This window comes from Wenjunlia tyrosinilytica (genome assembly GCF_014646055.1).
GTDB classification, from domain to species: Bacteria; Actinomycetota; Actinomycetes; order Streptomycetales; family Streptomycetaceae; genus Wenjunlia; species Wenjunlia tyrosinilytica.
This window is the reverse complement of the sequence record NZ_BMMS01000001.1, coordinates 1-15,093: the sequence shown is the minus strand read 5'-3', so window position 1 is coordinate 15,093 and position 15,093 is coordinate 1. Positions and strand designations below refer to the sequence as shown.

13 protein-coding genes are annotated in these 15,093 nt (G+C 73.2%); 4 read left to right on the top strand and 9 right to left on the bottom strand.

All coding sequences use genetic code 11. The features are described from left to right. The first annotated feature begins 247 nt into the window (after nt 1-247). Nucleotides 248-1,747, top strand: coding sequence for an NsdA family TPR-like regulatory protein (locus IEY86_RS00065; RefSeq protein ID WP_189129343.1), 1,500 nt, complete (start codon nt 248-250; stop codon nt 1,745-1,747). Between the two features lie 65 nt (nt 1,748-1,812). Here IEY86_RS00065 and IEY86_RS00060 read toward each other — a convergent pair whose 3' ends face one another. Then, nucleotides 1,813-3,117, bottom strand: coding sequence for an NAD(P)/FAD-dependent oxidoreductase (locus IEY86_RS00060; RefSeq protein WP_189129342.1), 1,305 nt, complete (start codon nt 3,115-3,117; stop codon nt 1,813-1,815). Between the two features lie 171 nt (nt 3,118-3,288). Then, nucleotides 3,289-4,197: a TIGR01777 family oxidoreductase gene (locus IEY86_RS00055; RefSeq protein WP_189129341.1), complete on the bottom strand. Its 909-nt coding sequence runs from the start codon at nt 4,195-4,197 to the stop codon at nt 3,289-3,291. A gap of 64 nt (nt 4,198-4,261) precedes the next feature. On the opposite strand from IEY86_RS00055, the gene IEY86_RS00050 reads away from it, so the two are divergent. After that, complete coding sequence (locus IEY86_RS00050; RefSeq protein ID WP_189129340.1) at nt 4,262-4,759, top strand: GNAT family N-acetyltransferase; 498 nt, start codon at nt 4,262-4,264, stop codon at nt 4,757-4,759. Nucleotides 4,760-4,763: 4 nt separating this feature from the next. Here the strand turns inward: IEY86_RS00050 and IEY86_RS00045 are convergent, their stop codons facing one another. The 3 genes from IEY86_RS00045 to lpdA all read right to left on the bottom strand — a co-directional run bounded on the left by IEY86_RS00045 (nt 4,764) and on the right by lpdA (nt 8,726). After that, entirely contained in the window at nt 4,764-5,288 is a 525-nt protein-coding gene (locus IEY86_RS00045) for a DUF4240 domain-containing protein (protein WP_189129702.1), read from the bottom strand. A gap of 199 nt (nt 5,289-5,487) precedes the next feature. After that, the gene (gene sucB, locus IEY86_RS00040) at nt 5,488-7,281 is read right to left on the bottom strand and encodes a 2-oxoglutarate dehydrogenase, E2 component, dihydrolipoamide succinyltransferase (RefSeq protein WP_189129339.1); all 1,794 of its coding nucleotides are present in this window, start codon (nt 7,279-7,281) and stop codon (nt 5,488-5,490) included. 56 nt (nt 7,282-7,337) lie between these two features. Further along, on the bottom strand, nt 7,338-8,726 hold the full coding sequence (lpdA, locus tag IEY86_RS00035; RefSeq protein ID WP_189129338.1) for a dihydrolipoyl dehydrogenase: 1,389 nt from the start codon (nt 8,724-8,726) through the stop codon (nt 7,338-7,340). 382 nt (nt 8,727-9,108) lie between these two features. Here lpdA and IEY86_RS00030 point away from each other — a divergent pair, with 382 nt between their 5' ends. Further along, nucleotides 9,109-9,369, top strand: coding sequence for a hypothetical protein (locus IEY86_RS00030; protein ID WP_229698042.1), 261 nt, complete (start codon nt 9,109-9,111; stop codon nt 9,367-9,369). A gap of 152 nt (nt 9,370-9,521) precedes the next feature. Here the strand turns inward: IEY86_RS00030 and IEY86_RS00025 are convergent, their stop codons facing one another. The 4 genes from IEY86_RS00025 to IEY86_RS00010 form a co-directional block, all read right to left on the bottom strand. Next, nucleotides 9,522-11,048, bottom strand: coding sequence for a leucyl aminopeptidase (locus IEY86_RS00025; RefSeq protein ID WP_189129336.1), 1,527 nt, complete (start codon nt 11,046-11,048; stop codon nt 9,522-9,524). A gap of 162 nt (nt 11,049-11,210) precedes the next feature. Further along, the gene (locus IEY86_RS00020) at nt 11,211-11,996 is read right to left on the bottom strand and encodes an adenosylcobinamide-GDP ribazoletransferase (RefSeq protein ID WP_189129335.1); all 786 of its coding nucleotides are present in this window, start codon (nt 11,994-11,996) and stop codon (nt 11,211-11,213) included. After that, nucleotides 11,993-13,270, bottom strand: a complete 1,278-nt coding sequence (gene cobT / locus IEY86_RS00015; RefSeq protein WP_189129334.1) for a nicotinate-nucleotide--dimethylbenzimidazole phosphoribosyltransferase — start codon at nt 13,268-13,270, stop codon at nt 11,993-11,995. The genes IEY86_RS00020 and cobT overlap by 4 nt, the downstream gene beginning before the upstream one ends. A gap of 31 nt (nt 13,271-13,301) precedes the next feature. Then, on the bottom strand, nt 13,302-14,498 hold the full coding sequence (locus tag IEY86_RS00010) for a bifunctional adenosylcobinamide kinase/adenosylcobinamide-phosphate guanylyltransferase (RefSeq protein WP_189129333.1): 1,197 nt from the start codon (nt 14,496-14,498) through the stop codon (nt 13,302-13,304). 130 nt (nt 14,499-14,628) lie between these two features. On the opposite strand from IEY86_RS00010, the gene IEY86_RS00005 reads away from it, so the two are divergent. Further along, nucleotides 14,629-14,832: a hypothetical protein gene (locus IEY86_RS00005; protein ID WP_189129332.1), complete on the top strand. Its 204-nt coding sequence runs from the start codon at nt 14,629-14,631 to the stop codon at nt 14,830-14,832. Nucleotides 14,833-15,093: the final 261 nt, after the last annotated feature.

Genomic DNA, 15,093 nt, shown 5'->3' with positions numbered 1-15,093 from the left:
CCGCGTGCGCGGCGCACGCGGAACACAGCAACTGTACGTCGGAGCCCGCCTGCGGCAGCAGGCGGCTCAGCGCCCTATCACGGGGTTGTCGGCCATCGCTCGGTTACCCCCCGGTACCGCGCCAAGGATTCACCCGTTCTGGCGAACCGGAGTCGGAAGTAGTGAGTCGGCCGCGCTCCGGGATTACATTCGCGCCGACTCAGAGCTTTGGACGAGCCGTGCCCGAAAGGCAGGAGACGGCAGCACGATGACCGACGGACCGGCGCAACGACACCCGAACCATCAATTAGCGGCCCTTATCGCAGAAGCGGGGTTCTCCAACGCGGGGCTCGCGAGACGGGTTGACCAGCTCGGCATCGAGCACGGTCTGGACCTGCGCTACGACAAGACCTCTGTCACCCGCTGGCTGCGCGGCCAGCAGCCCCGGGGCACCACGCCCGCCCTCATCGCCGAGGTCTTCACCCGGCGGCTCGGGCGCAGGCTCTCCGCCCAGGACCTCGGTCTGGACGCGTGTGCCCCCGTGTACGCGGGCCTGGAGTTCGCCGCGAGCCCCGAGGAGGCCGTGGACATCGTCAGCGGGCTGTGGCGCAAGGACACCGGCAGCCAGGCGGAACTGCGCCGCATCGCCTTCACCCCCGCCGGGCTCGTGGTGCCCAGCCGCGACTGGCTGATCGGGCGGGCCGACGAGCGGGTCGCCCGGGAGGCCGTCGGCGGTGCGGCGGTCAACGGCAGGCGGGGGCGGGTGCCGGGGCAGAGCCGGGGCCCCGACGGACTTGTCGAGCTTCCGCCCGAGGTGCCGGGCTTCGACAGGTCCGCGGGCTCGCGCGTCGGTTCCGGCGACATCAACGCCCTGCGCGCGGTCGGCGACCTGTTCCGCACCCTTGACAACGCCTACGGGGGCGGGCACGCCCGCCAGGCGCTGGTGCGCTACCTGGAGAACGAGGCCGAGCCCATGCTGCGGGGCTCGTACGGCGAGAGCGTCGGCAGGTCGCTGTTCGGCGCCGTCGCGGACCTGACCCGGCTGGCGGGCTGGACGTCCTACGACATAGGAGCGCACGGGCTGGCGCAGCGCTACTTCGTGCAGTCGCTGCGGCTCGCCCAGGCCGCCGGGGACCGGGTCTACGGGGCCTATGTGCTCGTCACCATGAGCCGGCAGGCGGTCTACCTCGGGCATGGGCGCGAGGCCGTCCAGCTGGCCAGGGTGGCCCAGCAGGGAGTCGGCGGCTGCGCACCACCGGTGGTGCAGGCACTGCTGCACTCCGTGGAGGCGCGCGGGCACGGGGTGCTGGGGGAGGTGCGCGCCTGCACGGCGGCGCTGGTGCGGGCGGAACGGGCGCTGGAGGCGGCGCGGCCGGGCGACGAGGCACCGGCGTGGGCGCGGTTCTTCGACGAGGCGCAGCTCGCGGACGAGTTCGGGCACTGCCACCGCGATCTCGAGCAGTACCGGGCGGCCGTGCAGCACGCCGAGCGGTCCCTGCGGCTGAGGGGCGCCGGGTATGCCCGTAGCCGGGTGTTCTGCCGGACCGTGCTGGCCACGGCGCGGCTGGGGCTCGGAGAGGTCGACCAGGCGTGCGTGCTCGCCACGGAGGCGCTGCGCAACGCGTCGGAGATGCGGTCGGTGCGGGCGCTTGAGTACGTGCACGACTTCAGCCGCCGTCTCCAGCCGTACCGTGACAGCCCTGCGGTGCGGGCCTTCCACGAGCGCGCCGCGGCGGCGGGGGTGGCGGGGATGCGCACGAGCGCGTGAGGCCGATGGCGCAGGAAGTCGGCCGGGTGTGGGCCCCGGCCGTCTCCTGAGCGCCCCTGACGGGTTCAGGCGGCCTTGAGGGTGTCCCTCGACGTGCCGTACTCGGTGCGGATCCCGAGGTCCCGCAGGACATGGTGGGCGGCCCGGCGGCCCGAGTGCAGCGCGCCCTGGGTGGTGCCGGTGTCGCGGTGGTCACCGCACACGTAGAGGCCGCCGAGCAGGCGCACGGGGCGGCGTATGTGGTGCGGCGCGGGCATCGCGGGAACGGCCTCGGGGTCGTGGTGCACGCCGAGGAGTTCCCACTCCGCGGTGTCGGTCCCGTAGAGGTCGCAGAGGTGGTGGCGCACGAGCTTGTCCAGGCCCGCCTCGTGCGGGGAGAAGCGTGACGGGTCGCCGAGGACCGTGGTGGACACCAGCGCCCTTCCGGGGGGCGCGCAGCCGGGGTCGATCTCGCTGGCGACCATCGTGTAGGCGACGGGTCCGCCGCGGTCGGCGGCGAGGACGAGGGCGGGCTCGCGCAGAGGTGGTGTGCCGGCGGCGTGGTGGAGCGTCGTTACTGGGTGGAACCGTGGCAGGTGCAGGCCGGGCAGGAGGTCGGCGGCGGAGTGGGCGTCGGTGGCCACGACGACGGCCCGGCACGAGGTCGAGCCGTGTTCGGCGGTCGTCACCTCGGTCGTGGAGACGGAGGTGACCCGCTCGCCCACGTGGACGATGCCGGGCGGCAGGGCCTCGGCCATGAGCTCGGGAACGGCTCCGGGGCCGCCCTCGGGAACGCACAGCCGCCCTCGGGCGAAGCCGCGCAGCACCAGGTCGGCGCACCGGCTGCTGGTCGACAGGTCGGGGTCGCTGAGGAGCGCGGCCAGCAGTGGCCGCAGATAGCCCTCGACCATGCGCGGTGAGAAGCCGCGGGCGCACAGGGCCTCGGCGATGGTGGTCTCGGGGCGGCCCAGCAGGCGTGTGGCGGGGACGGCCGCCAGACGCGCCAGGGCGGCTCCGAGGCGGGCCTTGTCGAGGGGTGTGCCTATGGGTGCCCTGGCCGCCGAGAACGCTTCCCTGGGGCGCCTGGGGTCGCCCACCCGGTAATTGCGTCCGACGCCCCGCACGAGCACGCCGGGGGCGAACGGGCGCAGGCGCAGACCGCCGAGGCCGGGGGTGCGGAGCATCTCCGGGAACGCGGCGTTGACGAGGTGGTTCCCGGCGTCGAGCCGGAAGCCGTCCACGGTCTCGGTGGCCATCCGGCCCCCGACCCGGTCGGCCCCTTCGAGTACGGCGACGGTCACCCCCGCGGCGACCAGGTGATGTGCTGCGCAGAGCCCTGCTGGGCCCGCTCCTACGACGACGACGTCTGCGTGGCGCGCGTGTGTGAGCACGGTGCTGCCCCTCCCCGAGGTCGGGTGTGTCCCCGCATCAGAGTCGTCATGCCCGGTTCTGTCGCGCACAACGCACTCGAAAGCGACTGGATGACGCCAATGAGCGACCATTCGGTCGCGAGACGGAGTGGGGGTGGTCGCGCTTGCCTGTGAGGCGGTCCCGCGCGGTGGCTACCGCGCCTGGTTCTCGGCGAGGGCGGACTCGACGGCCTCGGTGATCTCCGGGTGGGCGAAGGTGAAGCCCGAGGTCAGCAGGCGGGTGGGAAGGACGCGTTGGCTTCCCAGGATGTCTTCCGAGAATTCGCCCACCACGGCCCGGAGGGCGAACGAGGGGACGTTCAGGACCGTGGGGCGGTTCAGGACGCGGCCCATCGCGCGGGTGACCTCCGCGTTCGTTACGGGAGTGGGCGCGGTCAGGTTCACCGGGCCCGCCACCTCGGCGGTGTCGATCAGATGCCGCAGGGCCGCGATCTCGTCGTGCAAGGAGATGAAGCTCCAGTACTGCCGGCCGTTCCCCAGGCGTCCGCCCAGGCCCAGCTTGAACAGAGGGAAGAGCCTGCCCCACGCCCCGCCCTCCGGCGCCACCACCAGACCGGTGCGGGCGAACACCGTACGGACCCCCGCCGCCCGCGCGGGCTCCGCCGCCGCCTCCCACTCCTGGCACAGCTCTGCCAGGAACCCCTCCCCGGCAGGGGCCGACTCGTCGACCGCCGTGCTGCCCGTGTCGCCGTAGTAGCCGATCGCCGTGCCGTTCACCAGCGTCTTGAGCGGGGTGTCGAGCGCCGCCGCCGCCTTCGCCACCGAGGCCGTGCCCAGGACCCTGCTGTCGCGGATCGTCTCCTTGTACGCGCTGGTCCACCGGTGGTCACCGACCCCCGCCCCGGCGAGGTGCACGATCGCGTCCGTACCCTCCAGCGCGCGCAGGTCGGTCCCGCCGCCCCCCGAAGGATCCCAGCGGACCTCGTCCCGCGCCCGCGCGTCGTGCCGCACCATGCGCACGACCTGGTGGCCGTCGCCCCGCAGCGACCGCACCAGAGCGGAGCCGATCAAACCCGTCGAGCCCGTGACAGCAATACGCATGAGGCCATCCTGTCACCGGGAAATCGGGAGAGGCGCAAGGCACTCGCCTGGCACAGTGGCGCGTATGCCCGTAGTGGAGATCCGGATGTCCCTGCCCGGAGACGACGCCGTGCTCGCGGAAATGGACCGCCGCTGCTGGTCCGAGCTGGGCTTCGTCGGGCCGAGGCCGGAGCCCGGCGAGCCCTTCTTCGACGCCACCCACCGGCCCTGCGACTTCCTCGTCCCCGTGGTGGACGGGAAGGTCGGGGGTTATCTGCGGCTCGTTCCCGCGACATCGCTGGAGAGCAACGCCCACGTCTGGCAGATACAGGGGCTGCTCGTCGACGAGTGGGCCCGCGGGCTCGGCGCCGGACGGGCGCTGCTGGACGCGGCCGTCCAGACCGTGCGCGGACGAGGCGGCCGCCGCCTCACCCTGCGCGTGCTCGGCCACAACGCCCCGGCGCGGCGGCTGTACGAGCGGGCCGGGTTCGTGGTGGAGGGCGTGCTGCCCGAGGAGTTCCTGATCAGCGGGGGCTACGTGGACGACGTCCTCATGGGACGCCGGGTGGACCTCGACGGATAGCGGTTCACGCGGGCCCGCCGCCGAAGCGTTCCCACAGGCGCGGGAAGCGGTCGGCGAGGACCCGCTCGTCCTCGAAGTCGAAGACGGTTCCCTCCGGCTCGTCGGGGGCGGGCAGCCCCAGGTCCGGCATCGGCGTCCCGGTGAGCGTCTCGTACGCCTCGTCCGCCGCGTAGCCGAGGTCCTCCGCGTCGCCGTCCTCCTCCTCGTCGAAGTCCGGGACGAGCTCGGCGAGGGCGTCGGGGTCGTGCAGCGCCCCCTCGAAGACCTCGCGGCCCTGCCCGATGAGCCAGCACCGGAAGAAGTCGAACGCGTCGTCGCTCGCGCCGCCGAGGAGCACCGTGGCCGCGCCCCACAGGTCCCACCGGTACGCGCGGTTGAAGCGGACCTCGAAGTGGCGGGCGAAGTACTGCACCGCGTCCGGGTCGAGCGCGACGAGCCGCTCCACCAGCACGTCGGCATGGTCCTCGGGGTCGCCGCCGGACGCCTCGCGGGTGCTGTCGATGAGCTCCCAGAACTCCGTCTCGTCCATCACCCGTCCAGCATCGGGCTTCGCACCGCCAATCGCATGCGGGAGGCGCGCAATCCCGCCCGTGTCGTTACCGGCAGGCGTAACGGGCGGGTCCGACGGCATGCGCGAACGGAGCGCGGCCCCGGAACCCCTGTCCAGGGTTCCGGGGCCGCGCCCCGTGGAGACGGTGACCGAGGGACGATGCCGCCTGCCGTCCGGGCTACAGGCCGAGGTCGCCCTCGAAGGCGCCCTCTTCCAGGCGGGCCTTGACGGTCGCCAGGTAGCGGGCCGCGTCGGCGCCGTCCACGATCCGGTGGTCGTAGGACAGCGCGAGGTACACCATGTCGCGGATCGCCAGGGTCTCGCCGAGCTCCGGGTGGTTGATCACGACCGGACGGCGGACGGTGGCCCCGATGCCCAGCATGCCGACCTGCGGCTGGTTGAGGATCGGGGTGTCGAACAGCGCGCCGCGCGAGCCGGTGTTGGTCACCGTGAAGGTGCCGCCGGTGGCCTCGTCGGGCTTGAGGCCGCCGCTGCGGGTGCGCTCGGCCAGGTCGGCCGTCCGCTTGGCGAGCCCGGCGATGTTCAGGTCGCCGGCGTTGTGGATCACCGGGACGAACAGGCCCTTCTCGGTGTCCACCGCGATGCCGACGTTCTCGACGTCGTGGTAGGTGATCGTGTCGTCGTCGTTGACGCGCGCGTTGACGACGGGGTGCACCTTGAGCGCCTCGACGGCGGCCTTGATGAAGAACGGCATCGGCGAGAGCTTGACGCCCTCGCGCTGAGTGAAGCTGTTCTTCGCCTTGGCGCGCAGCTGCATGATGCGGGTGACGTCCACCTCGACCACGGTGGTCAGCTGGGCGGACACCTGGAGCGAGTTCACCATGTGCTTGGCGATCGCCTTGCGGATGCGCGACATCGGCACCGTCTGGCCACGCAGCGGCGACGGGGTCACCGCGGCCGGGGCCTTGGCGGCCGGAGCGGCCGAGGCGGCGGCCTTGCGCTCCTCCGCGGCGGCGAGGACGTCCTGCTTGCGGACGCGGCCGCCGACGCCGGAGCCCTTGACCGAGGACAGGTCGACACCGTGCTCGGAGGCGAGCTTGCGCACCAGCGGGGTGACGTAGGCACCCTCGCCGTCGCCCGCGGGGGCCGGGGCCTGCGCCGGAGCGCTGGGCGCCGGAGCGGCCGGAGCCGGGGCGGGAGCGGCCGGGGCGGGAGCGGGAGCCGGGGCCTGAGCCGCCGGAGCCGGAGCGGGGGCGGGGGCAGCGGCGGCGGGCGCCGGAGCGGCGGGCGCGGGCGCCGGAGCCGCGGGGGCGGCGGGGGTCTGCTGGGCCGGAGCCGGGGCCGGGGCCGGAGTCGCCGGGGCCGGGGCGGCGGCCGGAGCCGCGCCCGGAGCACCGATCACCGCGAGCTGGGCGCCCACCTCGGCGGTCTGGTCCTCGCCGATGGTGATCTCGAGCAGGACGCCGGAGGCCGGGGCCGGGATCTCGGTGTCGACCTTGTCCGTGGAGACCTCCAGGAGCGGCTCGTCGGCCTCGACCGACTCACCGACCTCCTTCAGCCAGCGGGTGACCGTGCCCTCGGTGACGCTCTCGCCGAGGGCGGGCAGCAGCACCGGGGTGCCCTCTGCCGCGCCGCCGGACCGGGCGGGCGCCTCCTGGGCCGGAGCCGGGGCAGTGGCGGCCGGGGCAGTGGCGGCGGGCGCCGGGGCGGGCTCGGGCTGCGCGGCCGGAGCGGACTCCTGGGCCGGGGCGGAGGCGGCGGCGGGCGCGCCGCTGCCGTCGTCGATGATGGCCAGCTCGGCGCCGACCTCGACCGTCTCGTCCTCGGCCACCTTGATGGAGGCGAGGATGCCGGAGGCCGGGGCCGGGATCTCGGTGTCGACCTTGTCGGTGGAGACCTCGAGCAGCGGCTCGTCGGCCTCCACACGCTCACCCTCGGCCTTCAGCCAGCGGGTGACGGTGCCTTCGGACACGCTCTCGCCGAGCGCGGGCAGTGTTACTGAGACCGCCATGGTTTCAGTGGCTCCTTTGAACAAACTCTGTGCGGATTGAGGGGCGTGTCCTGGGGTCAGTCGTGCGCGTGCAGCGGCTTGCCCGCAAGCGCCAGGTGGGCCTCGCCGAGGGCCTCGTTCTGCGTCGGGTGCGCGTGGACGAGCTGGGCCACCTCGGAGGGCAGCGCCTCCCAGTTGTAGATCAGCTGGGCCTCGCCGACCTGCTCGCCCATGCGGTCGCCGACCATGTGGACGCCGACCACGGCACCGTCGCGGACCTGGACGAGCTTGATCTCGCCCTGGGTCTTCAGGATCTTGCTCTTGCCGTTGCCGCCGAGGTTGTACTTGAGGGTGACGACCTTGTCGGCTCCGTAGAGCTCCTTGGCCTTCTCCTCGGTGATGCCGACGGAGGCGACCTCGGGGTGGCAGTAGGTGACGCGGGGAACGCCGTCGTAGTCGATCGGCACGGGGCGCAGACCGGCAAGGCGCTCTGCTACCAGGATGCCCTCCGCGAAGCCGACGTGCGCGAGCTGGAGCGTGGGCACCAGGTCGCCGACGGCCGAGATGGTGGGAACGCTGGTCTGCATGTATTCGTCGACCAGGATGTAGCCGCGGTCCATGGCGACCCCGGCCTCCTCGTAACCCAGGCCCTGCGAGACCGGGCCTCGGCCGACGGCGACGAGCAGGAGCTCGGCCTCGACCTGCTTGCCGTTCTCCAGCGAGACCCGGATGCCGTCCTGGGTGTACTCGACGCCGGAGAAGCGAGAGCCGAGCTCGAACTTGATGCCGCGCTTGCGGAAAGCGCGCTCCAGCAGCTTGGAGCTGTTCTCGTCCTCGACGGGCACGAGGTGGGGAAGCGCCTCGACGATCGTGACGTCCACGCCGAAGGACTTCCAGGCGGAGGCGAACTCGACGCCGATCACGCCACCGCCGAGGACCACGGCGGACTTCGGGATGCGGTCGAGGACCAGGGCGTGGTCGGAGGTGATGACGCGGTCGCCGTCGATCTCCAGGCCGGGCAGGGACTTCGGAACGGAGCCGGTGGCCAGGATGATGTGGCGGCCCTCGTAGCGCTCGCCGTTGACCTCGACCGTGGTGGGGGAGGTCAGCCGGCCCGCACCGGCGACGTAGGTGATCTTGCGCAGGGCGATCAGCCCCTGCAGGCCCTTGTACAGGCCGGAGATCACACCGTCCTTGTACTTGTGGACGCCGGCGATGTCCACGCCCTCGAAGGTGGCGTTGATCCCGAACTGGGCGCTCTCACGAGCCTGGTCCGCGATCTCGCCGGCGTGGAGCAGGGCCTTGGTGGGAATGCAACCGTTGTGGAGGCAGGTGCCACCGACCTTGTCCTTCTCGATCAGGGCGACATCCAGCCCCAGCTGCGATGCACGCAGGGCAGCCGCATAGCCACCGCTCCCGCCGCCGAGAATGACTACGTCGAAAACGGTGCTGGCGTCGTTCGCCACGTCACGTCCTCCATGCATGGTGCGCCGTGACCGGTCTGGGTGGACCGGACGGCGGCTGTTCGTTTCGGCCGTTCCGAATCTGGCCCTGTCGTGCCGGTGAACCATCTTCGCACTTGTCGGCTGAGCCTGGGACGCGGGGCCATGGTGTGAGACATGCGGCACCGGCCGTTCGCCCGCTCGGACCAGCCGGGCCGGGCCCTGCCCCCAGGAGTCCCCTTCCGGACGCGGGGTTCGCGCCGCCCGTAGAGTGGCCGACCACGGTGGGGAACCGGCGGGGAAAATCGGGAGGGTTTCGATGAGGCTGTTCCGGCGGGGTGGGCGAACCAGGGGCGCGGAACCGTCCCGGACCGGTCGGGGGGAGATCGCTGAGGGCGAACGCCATTTGCAGAGCTTCGCCACCAGCAGGCGAGGCGTCGAGGCGTACATCGAGCCCGCCACGACCGTCACCGCGACAACAGTGGTGCTCATAGCCGGGGACGGCGAGTGGACCAGGCGCAGGGTGGCCGACCCACGTGCCGCGCGGGCGCTGGCCGAGAGACTGCGCATACCCGTGTACGAGGCCGCAGTGGTGGGGTACCCCCAGCGCATGCGCGAGTGGAACCGGCGCAAGGCCGAGCAGGAGCGGGGCGGACGGGACGAGTAGCCCGGCGGCTGCCGCCGGGCTACTCGTGGGGCGGCTCCGTGCCTTTGCACGGGGCCGCCCCCGCCGTCACTCGGCGTGTGGACCCGGCTACGTCAAGCGGCCCCGACCACCGGCCGCTTGGGCCGCTCGGCCTGCTCCGCCTGCTCGCCCTGCTACTTGAGCTTGCCGGAAGCGGCGTCCTCGGCGAGCTGGACGAGGGTGCGCACGGCAGCGCCGGTGCCGCCCTTGGGGGTGTAGCCGAACGGACCGGACTCGTTGAACGCCGGGCCCGCGATGTCCAGGTGGGCCCACGTGGTGTCCTCGCCCACGAACTCCTTGAGGAACAGGCCGGCGACCAGGCCGCCGCCCATCCGCTCGCCCATGTTGGCGATGTCGGCCACCGGGGAGTCAATGCTCTTGCGCAGCTCCGGCGGCAGCGGCATCGGCCAGGACTGCTCGCCGGCGCGGTCGGCGGCCTCGTGGACGCGGTCGCGGAAGCCGTCCTCGTTGGACATGACACCGAAGGTGCGGTTGCCGAGCGCCAGCACCATCGCCCCGGTGAGCGTCGCTACGTCCACGATGGCGTCCGGGTTCTCCTCGGCGGCGCGGGCGAGCGCGTCGGCGAGGACGAGACGGCCCTCGGCGTCGGTGTTGAGCACCTCGACCGTCTTGCCGGTGTACATCTTGAGCACGTCACCGGGACGGGTGGCGGTGCCCGAGGGCATGTTCTCCGCGAGGGCGAGCCAGCCGGTGACGTTGACCGGCAGCTCGAGCTTGGCGGCGGCGAGCACGGCCGAGAACACGGCGGCGGCGCCGGCCATGTCGCACTTCATCGTCTCGTTGTGCCCGGCCGGCTTGAGCGAGATGCCGCCCGAGTCGTAGGTGATGCCCTTGCCGACGAACGCCAGCGCGGCCTTCGCCTTGGGGTTGCTGTAGGCGATCCGCACCAGACGGGGCGGGTTGGCCGAGCCCTGGCCGACGCCGAGGATGCCGCCGTAGCCGCCCTTGGCGAGTGCCTTCTCGTCCAGGACCTCGACCTTGAGGCCCAGCGCCTTGCCCTCGGTCTGCGCGATGGCCGCGAAGGACTTCGGGGTCAGGTCGTTGGAAGGGATGTTCACCAGGTCGCGGGCGCGGTTGACGGCCTCGGCGAGGACGGCGGCACGCTCGGCGGCCGCCTTGAACGCCTTGTCGCGTGGCTTGGCGCCGAGCAGCGCGGCCTCGCCGAGCGGAGCCTTGGAGCTGTCCGCCTTGGCACCGTTGGGGTTGCTGCGGTAGGTGGTGAACGCGTACGCGCCCAGCAGCGCCCCCTGGGCCACCGCCTCGGCCGACGCGGCATCCGACACCGGCAGAGCGAACGCGCCCTTCTTGGCCCCGGTCAGCGTGCGGGAGGCGGCACCGGCCGCGCGGCGCAGCGCCTCCGCCGGGTAGCCCTCGCCGTTGTCCGGGGCGTCACCGAGACCGACCGCGAGCACCACGGGTGCCTTCACACCCGAGGGAGACGGGAGCTTCGTCACCTCGCCCTCACCGCCGGAGGCGCCCAGGGACTCCAGCGTGGCGGCGAGCCTGCCGTCGAACGCCTTGTCCACCTCTTCGGCACCAGGGGCGAGCACGAGGCCCTTGGGCCCCTTCGCCACGCCCACAACGACGGCGTCCGCGCGCAGAGAGGCCGCGGAGGATGTGCTGAGAGTGAGTGCAGTCACGGTGTTCCTGTTCCGAATCGTCTTTGAATCGTCGTCCGCATATTGGCCCTTGTGAGGCTAGGGGACGGTGGCGGGGTTGAGCCTACGCCGCGGCAACGGCCGATGAGACGTCGGTCTTCGCCGAGACGCCCCGTGGTTTCGGCGGGGAGGGCCTTGAGGGGTTCAGGACAGGGAGAGTGCTACGGCGGCGGCGGTGGCGGCGGTTTCCGCGGCGGCTCCCAGGACATCGCCCGTTATGCCGCCCAGGCGGTGGCGGCAGCGCAGCAGCAGCAGTTCCCCGGCGGCCAGTCCGGCGACGGCGGCGAGGACGCAGTGCACGGCGGACAGGCCGTCGGCGGCTCCACCGAGGGCGGCCGACGCCGCGAGGCAGACGGCTGCCACGGCGAGGGCGGCGGGGAGCGGAACGCTTTCGGCCACGGCGGTGCCCAGGCCGTCCCGTCTGGCGGGGGGAACTCCCGTGCGGCAGGCGGCGGTCAGAGAGAGCCGGGCGGTGACCGCCACGACGACGGCCCCAGCCGCCCCTGCCTGCCACCCCTCGGCGAACAGCCGCGCCAGCGCGGCCACTTGGCCCAGGAGGACGAGCAGGAGCGTGAGCACGCCGAACGGGCCGATGTCCGACGCCTTCATGATGCGCAACGCCTCTTCGGCGGGCTTGTCGCTGCCCAGCCCGTCGGCGGTGTCGGCGAGTCCGTCGAGGTGCAGTCCGCGGGTGAGGGCGGCGGGGACGGCGACGGCCGCGACGGCCGCGAGCAGCGGGCCGCCGTGGAAGTGGAGGAACGCCCAGCCGAGCGCTGCCGCCGCGGCACCGACGACCAGGCCGACGAGGGGGGCGCAGAGCATGCCCGCGCGGGCGGCGGTGCGGTCCCAGCGGGTGACGTTGACCCGCAGGATCGTCAACGTGCCGAACGCGAAGCGCAGTCCGTCGGTGAGGAGGCGGACGGTGCTCACTCCCGCGTCTCGTCGGCGGCGGGCTCGGTGCCGGTCTCGGGCTCGGTGCGGGTGCCGGTCTCGGTGCGGGTCTCGGACGCGGTGCCGGTCTCGTGCTCGGTGCGGGTGCCGGTCTCGGTGCGGGTCTGGGGCTCGGTGCCCGCCCCCGGCTGGGGCTCGCTGTCCTCCTGCTCGGGATTCCCGACAGTGTGGGCGGCTGGTTCGTCGGCCTCGGGCCCCGGCTCGGGCGCCGCGGCGCGCTCGGGGAGTTCGGCCAGCAGGGCCGCGGCCGCGCGCAGGACCGGGAGGGCGAGCAGCGCGCCCGTTCCCTCACCCAGCTTCACCCCGTGGTCGACCAGAGGCTCGAGGGCCAGCCGGTCCAGGGCCTTGGCCAGGGCGGGCTCTCCGGTGGACTGCGAGGCCTGCCACCAGTCCGGCGCCCGGAAGGCGATCCGCTGCACGACGAGGGCGCACGCCGCCGACACCACTCCGTCCAGGACGACGGGCGTGCGGCGCACCGCGCACTGCGCCAGGAAGCCCGCCATCGCGGCGAAGTCGGCGCCGCCGGTGGTGGCGAGGAGTTCCATCTGGTCGCCGAGGACGGGCCTCGCGCGGCGCAGCGCGTCCCGGATCGCCGCGCACTTGCGCATCCACGCGAGGTCGTCGATGCCGGAGCCGCGGCCCGTCACCACGGAGGCGTCCGTGCCGCACAGGGCGGCGACCAGCACCCCGGCGACGGTGGTGCCGCCGACGCTGAGGTCCCCGAGGACCACCAGGTCGGTACCGGAGTCGGCCTCCTCGTCGGCGACGGCCATTCCGGCGCGGAAGGCCTGCTCGGCCTCCTGCGCCGTCAGCGCGTCCTCGATGTCGATCCGCCCGGAACCACGGCGAACGCGGTGGCGGGTGACCTCGGCGGGGAGCTCCCCGGGGTCGCAGTCCACGGACATGTCGACCACGCGGACCTGCGCGTCGTAGGCGCGGGCCAGCACGCTGACCGCGGCCTCGCCCTCCAGGACCTCGCGTACGAGGCTCACCGTGGTGCCGGGTTCGCGGGCGGAGACACCGAGCCGCGCGACACCGTGATCCCCGGCGAAGAGGACCACCTTCACGTTGTCCAGCCGCCGCGCCGGGCACTGGCCCTGCGCGGCGGCGAGCCAGTCGCCCAGCTCCTCGAGGCGCCCGAGGGAGCCCGCGGGCGGCCCCAGCCGGTGCCGGCGCTCCTCGGCGTCCCGTTGGACGGCGGCGTCGGGGCGTTCGACGGTGTCGGCGAAGTCATCGAGATTGAGGGCGCTCACGCTGACGGAGCTTAACGGGCACGCGCCCGCGTCACCTCAGCGGCAGTGCCTGACCGGCCACGACGAGCAGGACATGCTCCGACTCCCGCGCCACGGCGCTGTTGAGGCGGCCGAGTTCGTCGCGGTAGCGGCGTCCGGAGGCGGTGGCGGGGACGACGCCGCCGCCCACCTCGTTGCTGACCGCCACCACGGTGCGGGGGGTGGCGCGCCAGGCGGCGACCAGGGACTCGACGCGCTTGCGCAACTCGTCCTCGCCGCCGTTGTTCCAGGTGTCGTCGTTCCAGGCGTCGCAGGCGTCCATGACGGAGGTCAGCCAGAGGGAGAGGCAGTCGATGAGGAGCGGTGGGCCGTCCTCGGCGAGGAGGGGCTCGAGGTCGAGGGTTTCGACGGTGAGCCAGGAGGCGGGGCGGCGCTCGCGGTGCTGGGAGACGCGGCCGGCCCATTCGGTGTCGCCGTCGCGGGTGCCTGCCGTGGCGACGTAGACGACGCCGGGGAACGCGGCGAGTCGCCGCTCGGCCTCGACGGACTTACCGGAACGGGCTCCGCCGAGGACGAGGGTGCGGCGTGGAACGGCGGGGACGCGGGGACCTCTGTCGGTGGTGGAGAGGGTGCCGGCGTCGCGGAGCGCGCGGGCGCCGAGTGCGGCGAGCCTGCGGTGCAGCTCCGGTTCCGGCGGGGCGGTGTGGTCGATGTGGACGGCGAGGACGTCCGTGGTGGCGTCCACGGCGCCGGTCGCCCTGAGCCGGGCGAGGGCTTCGGGACGGCCGAGGACGTCGAGCATCACGATGTCGTAGGGGAGCTGGGGGGCCTCGCCTCCGGCGCGGGCGGCTCCCGGCGGGAGATAGAGGATGCGGTGGCCGTCGCTGTCGGCGATCTCGTAGCCGGAGCCGGGGGAGTCCACGGCGACCGCGCGGACGCGGTGGGTGCCCAGGACGCCCTCGTGGCCGTCGGGGGAGCGGGTGGGAGATGGAAGCCCCGCCGGGACCTCGACGGGTGGGCCGTCGTGGGGGTGGGAGAGGAGGACGTGGGTCACCCGGTCGAGGGTGCGGCCGGCGCGGGCGGCGGCGACGGAGACGCCGGGGGTCAGGTCGAGCAGGAGCGTGCTGTCCACCAGCACTGAGGTGGCGGCGCGGGCGCGGTCCCCGATGGCGGTCGCGCAGGTCGCGCAGGGGCAGCCGGGGAGGGGCAGGCCTTCGGGGCCCGCCGTGCCGAGAAGCGTCAGTTCCACACCTGGATAGTCTCGCGTCCGGGCCGGGCAGGCACGGCGGGGGTGTGCGAGGTGTGATCGCTAAGCGGGACGGGCGCGACTACGCTGCGGAGCGCACGGCACACAGACGCTTCGCTCGAGGGAGACGACTATGGCGTGGACGTGGCGGTTCGAGAAGTCCGACGGCACGGAGGTGCCGCCGGCTGTGGAGCCGGAGGAGTTCACCACGCAGGGCGACGCGGAATCGTGGGTGGGGGAGGTCTGGCAGAAGCTCCGGGAGGGCGGGGTGGATCAGCTGGTCCTTTTTGAGGACGAAACGAAGATCTACGGCCCGATGAGCCTGCACGAGATCTGAGCACGCGCCTCCCCCGGCGGCTGCCCCGGCCCCGCCGGGGGGGCTGGTGTGTTGGTGAACGCGCAGGCGCGCTGCCGCGCGAAAGAGGCGCCGCCAACGGTGGTGGTGACCCGTGAGGGCCTGACGGTCCGCCTCCCGGGTCGCGGTCTGTCTGCGCGCTGCCGCGCGAGGGATAAATGCGCTGGCCAGCGGCGGGTGCTGGGCGGGTGGCTTGTTTGCGCCGGCGGGTGGTGGTGGGGCTGCGTCGCTTCGCGCCGGTGT

Coding starts and splice junctions, on each gene's coding strand:
- IEY86_RS00065 (WP_189129343.1), top strand. CDS start 248: ATGACCGACGGACCGGCGCAACGACACCCGAACCATCAATTAGCGGCC.
- IEY86_RS00055 (WP_189129341.1), bottom strand. CDS start 4,197: ATGCGTATTGCTGTCACGGGCTCGACGGGTTTGATCGGCTCCGCTCTG.
- IEY86_RS00050 (WP_189129340.1), top strand. CDS start 4,262: ATGCCCGTAGTGGAGATCCGGATGTCCCTGCCCGGAGACGACGCCGTG.
- IEY86_RS00045 (WP_189129702.1), bottom strand. CDS start 5,288: ATGGACGAGACGGAGTTCTGGGAGCTCATCGACAGCACCCGCGAGGCG.
- sucB (WP_189129339.1), bottom strand. CDS start 7,281: ATGGCGGTCTCAGTAACACTGCCCGCGCTCGGCGAGAGCGTGTCCGAA.
- IEY86_RS00005 (WP_189129332.1), top strand. CDS start 14,629: ATGGCGTGGACGTGGCGGTTCGAGAAGTCCGACGGCACGGAGGTGCCG.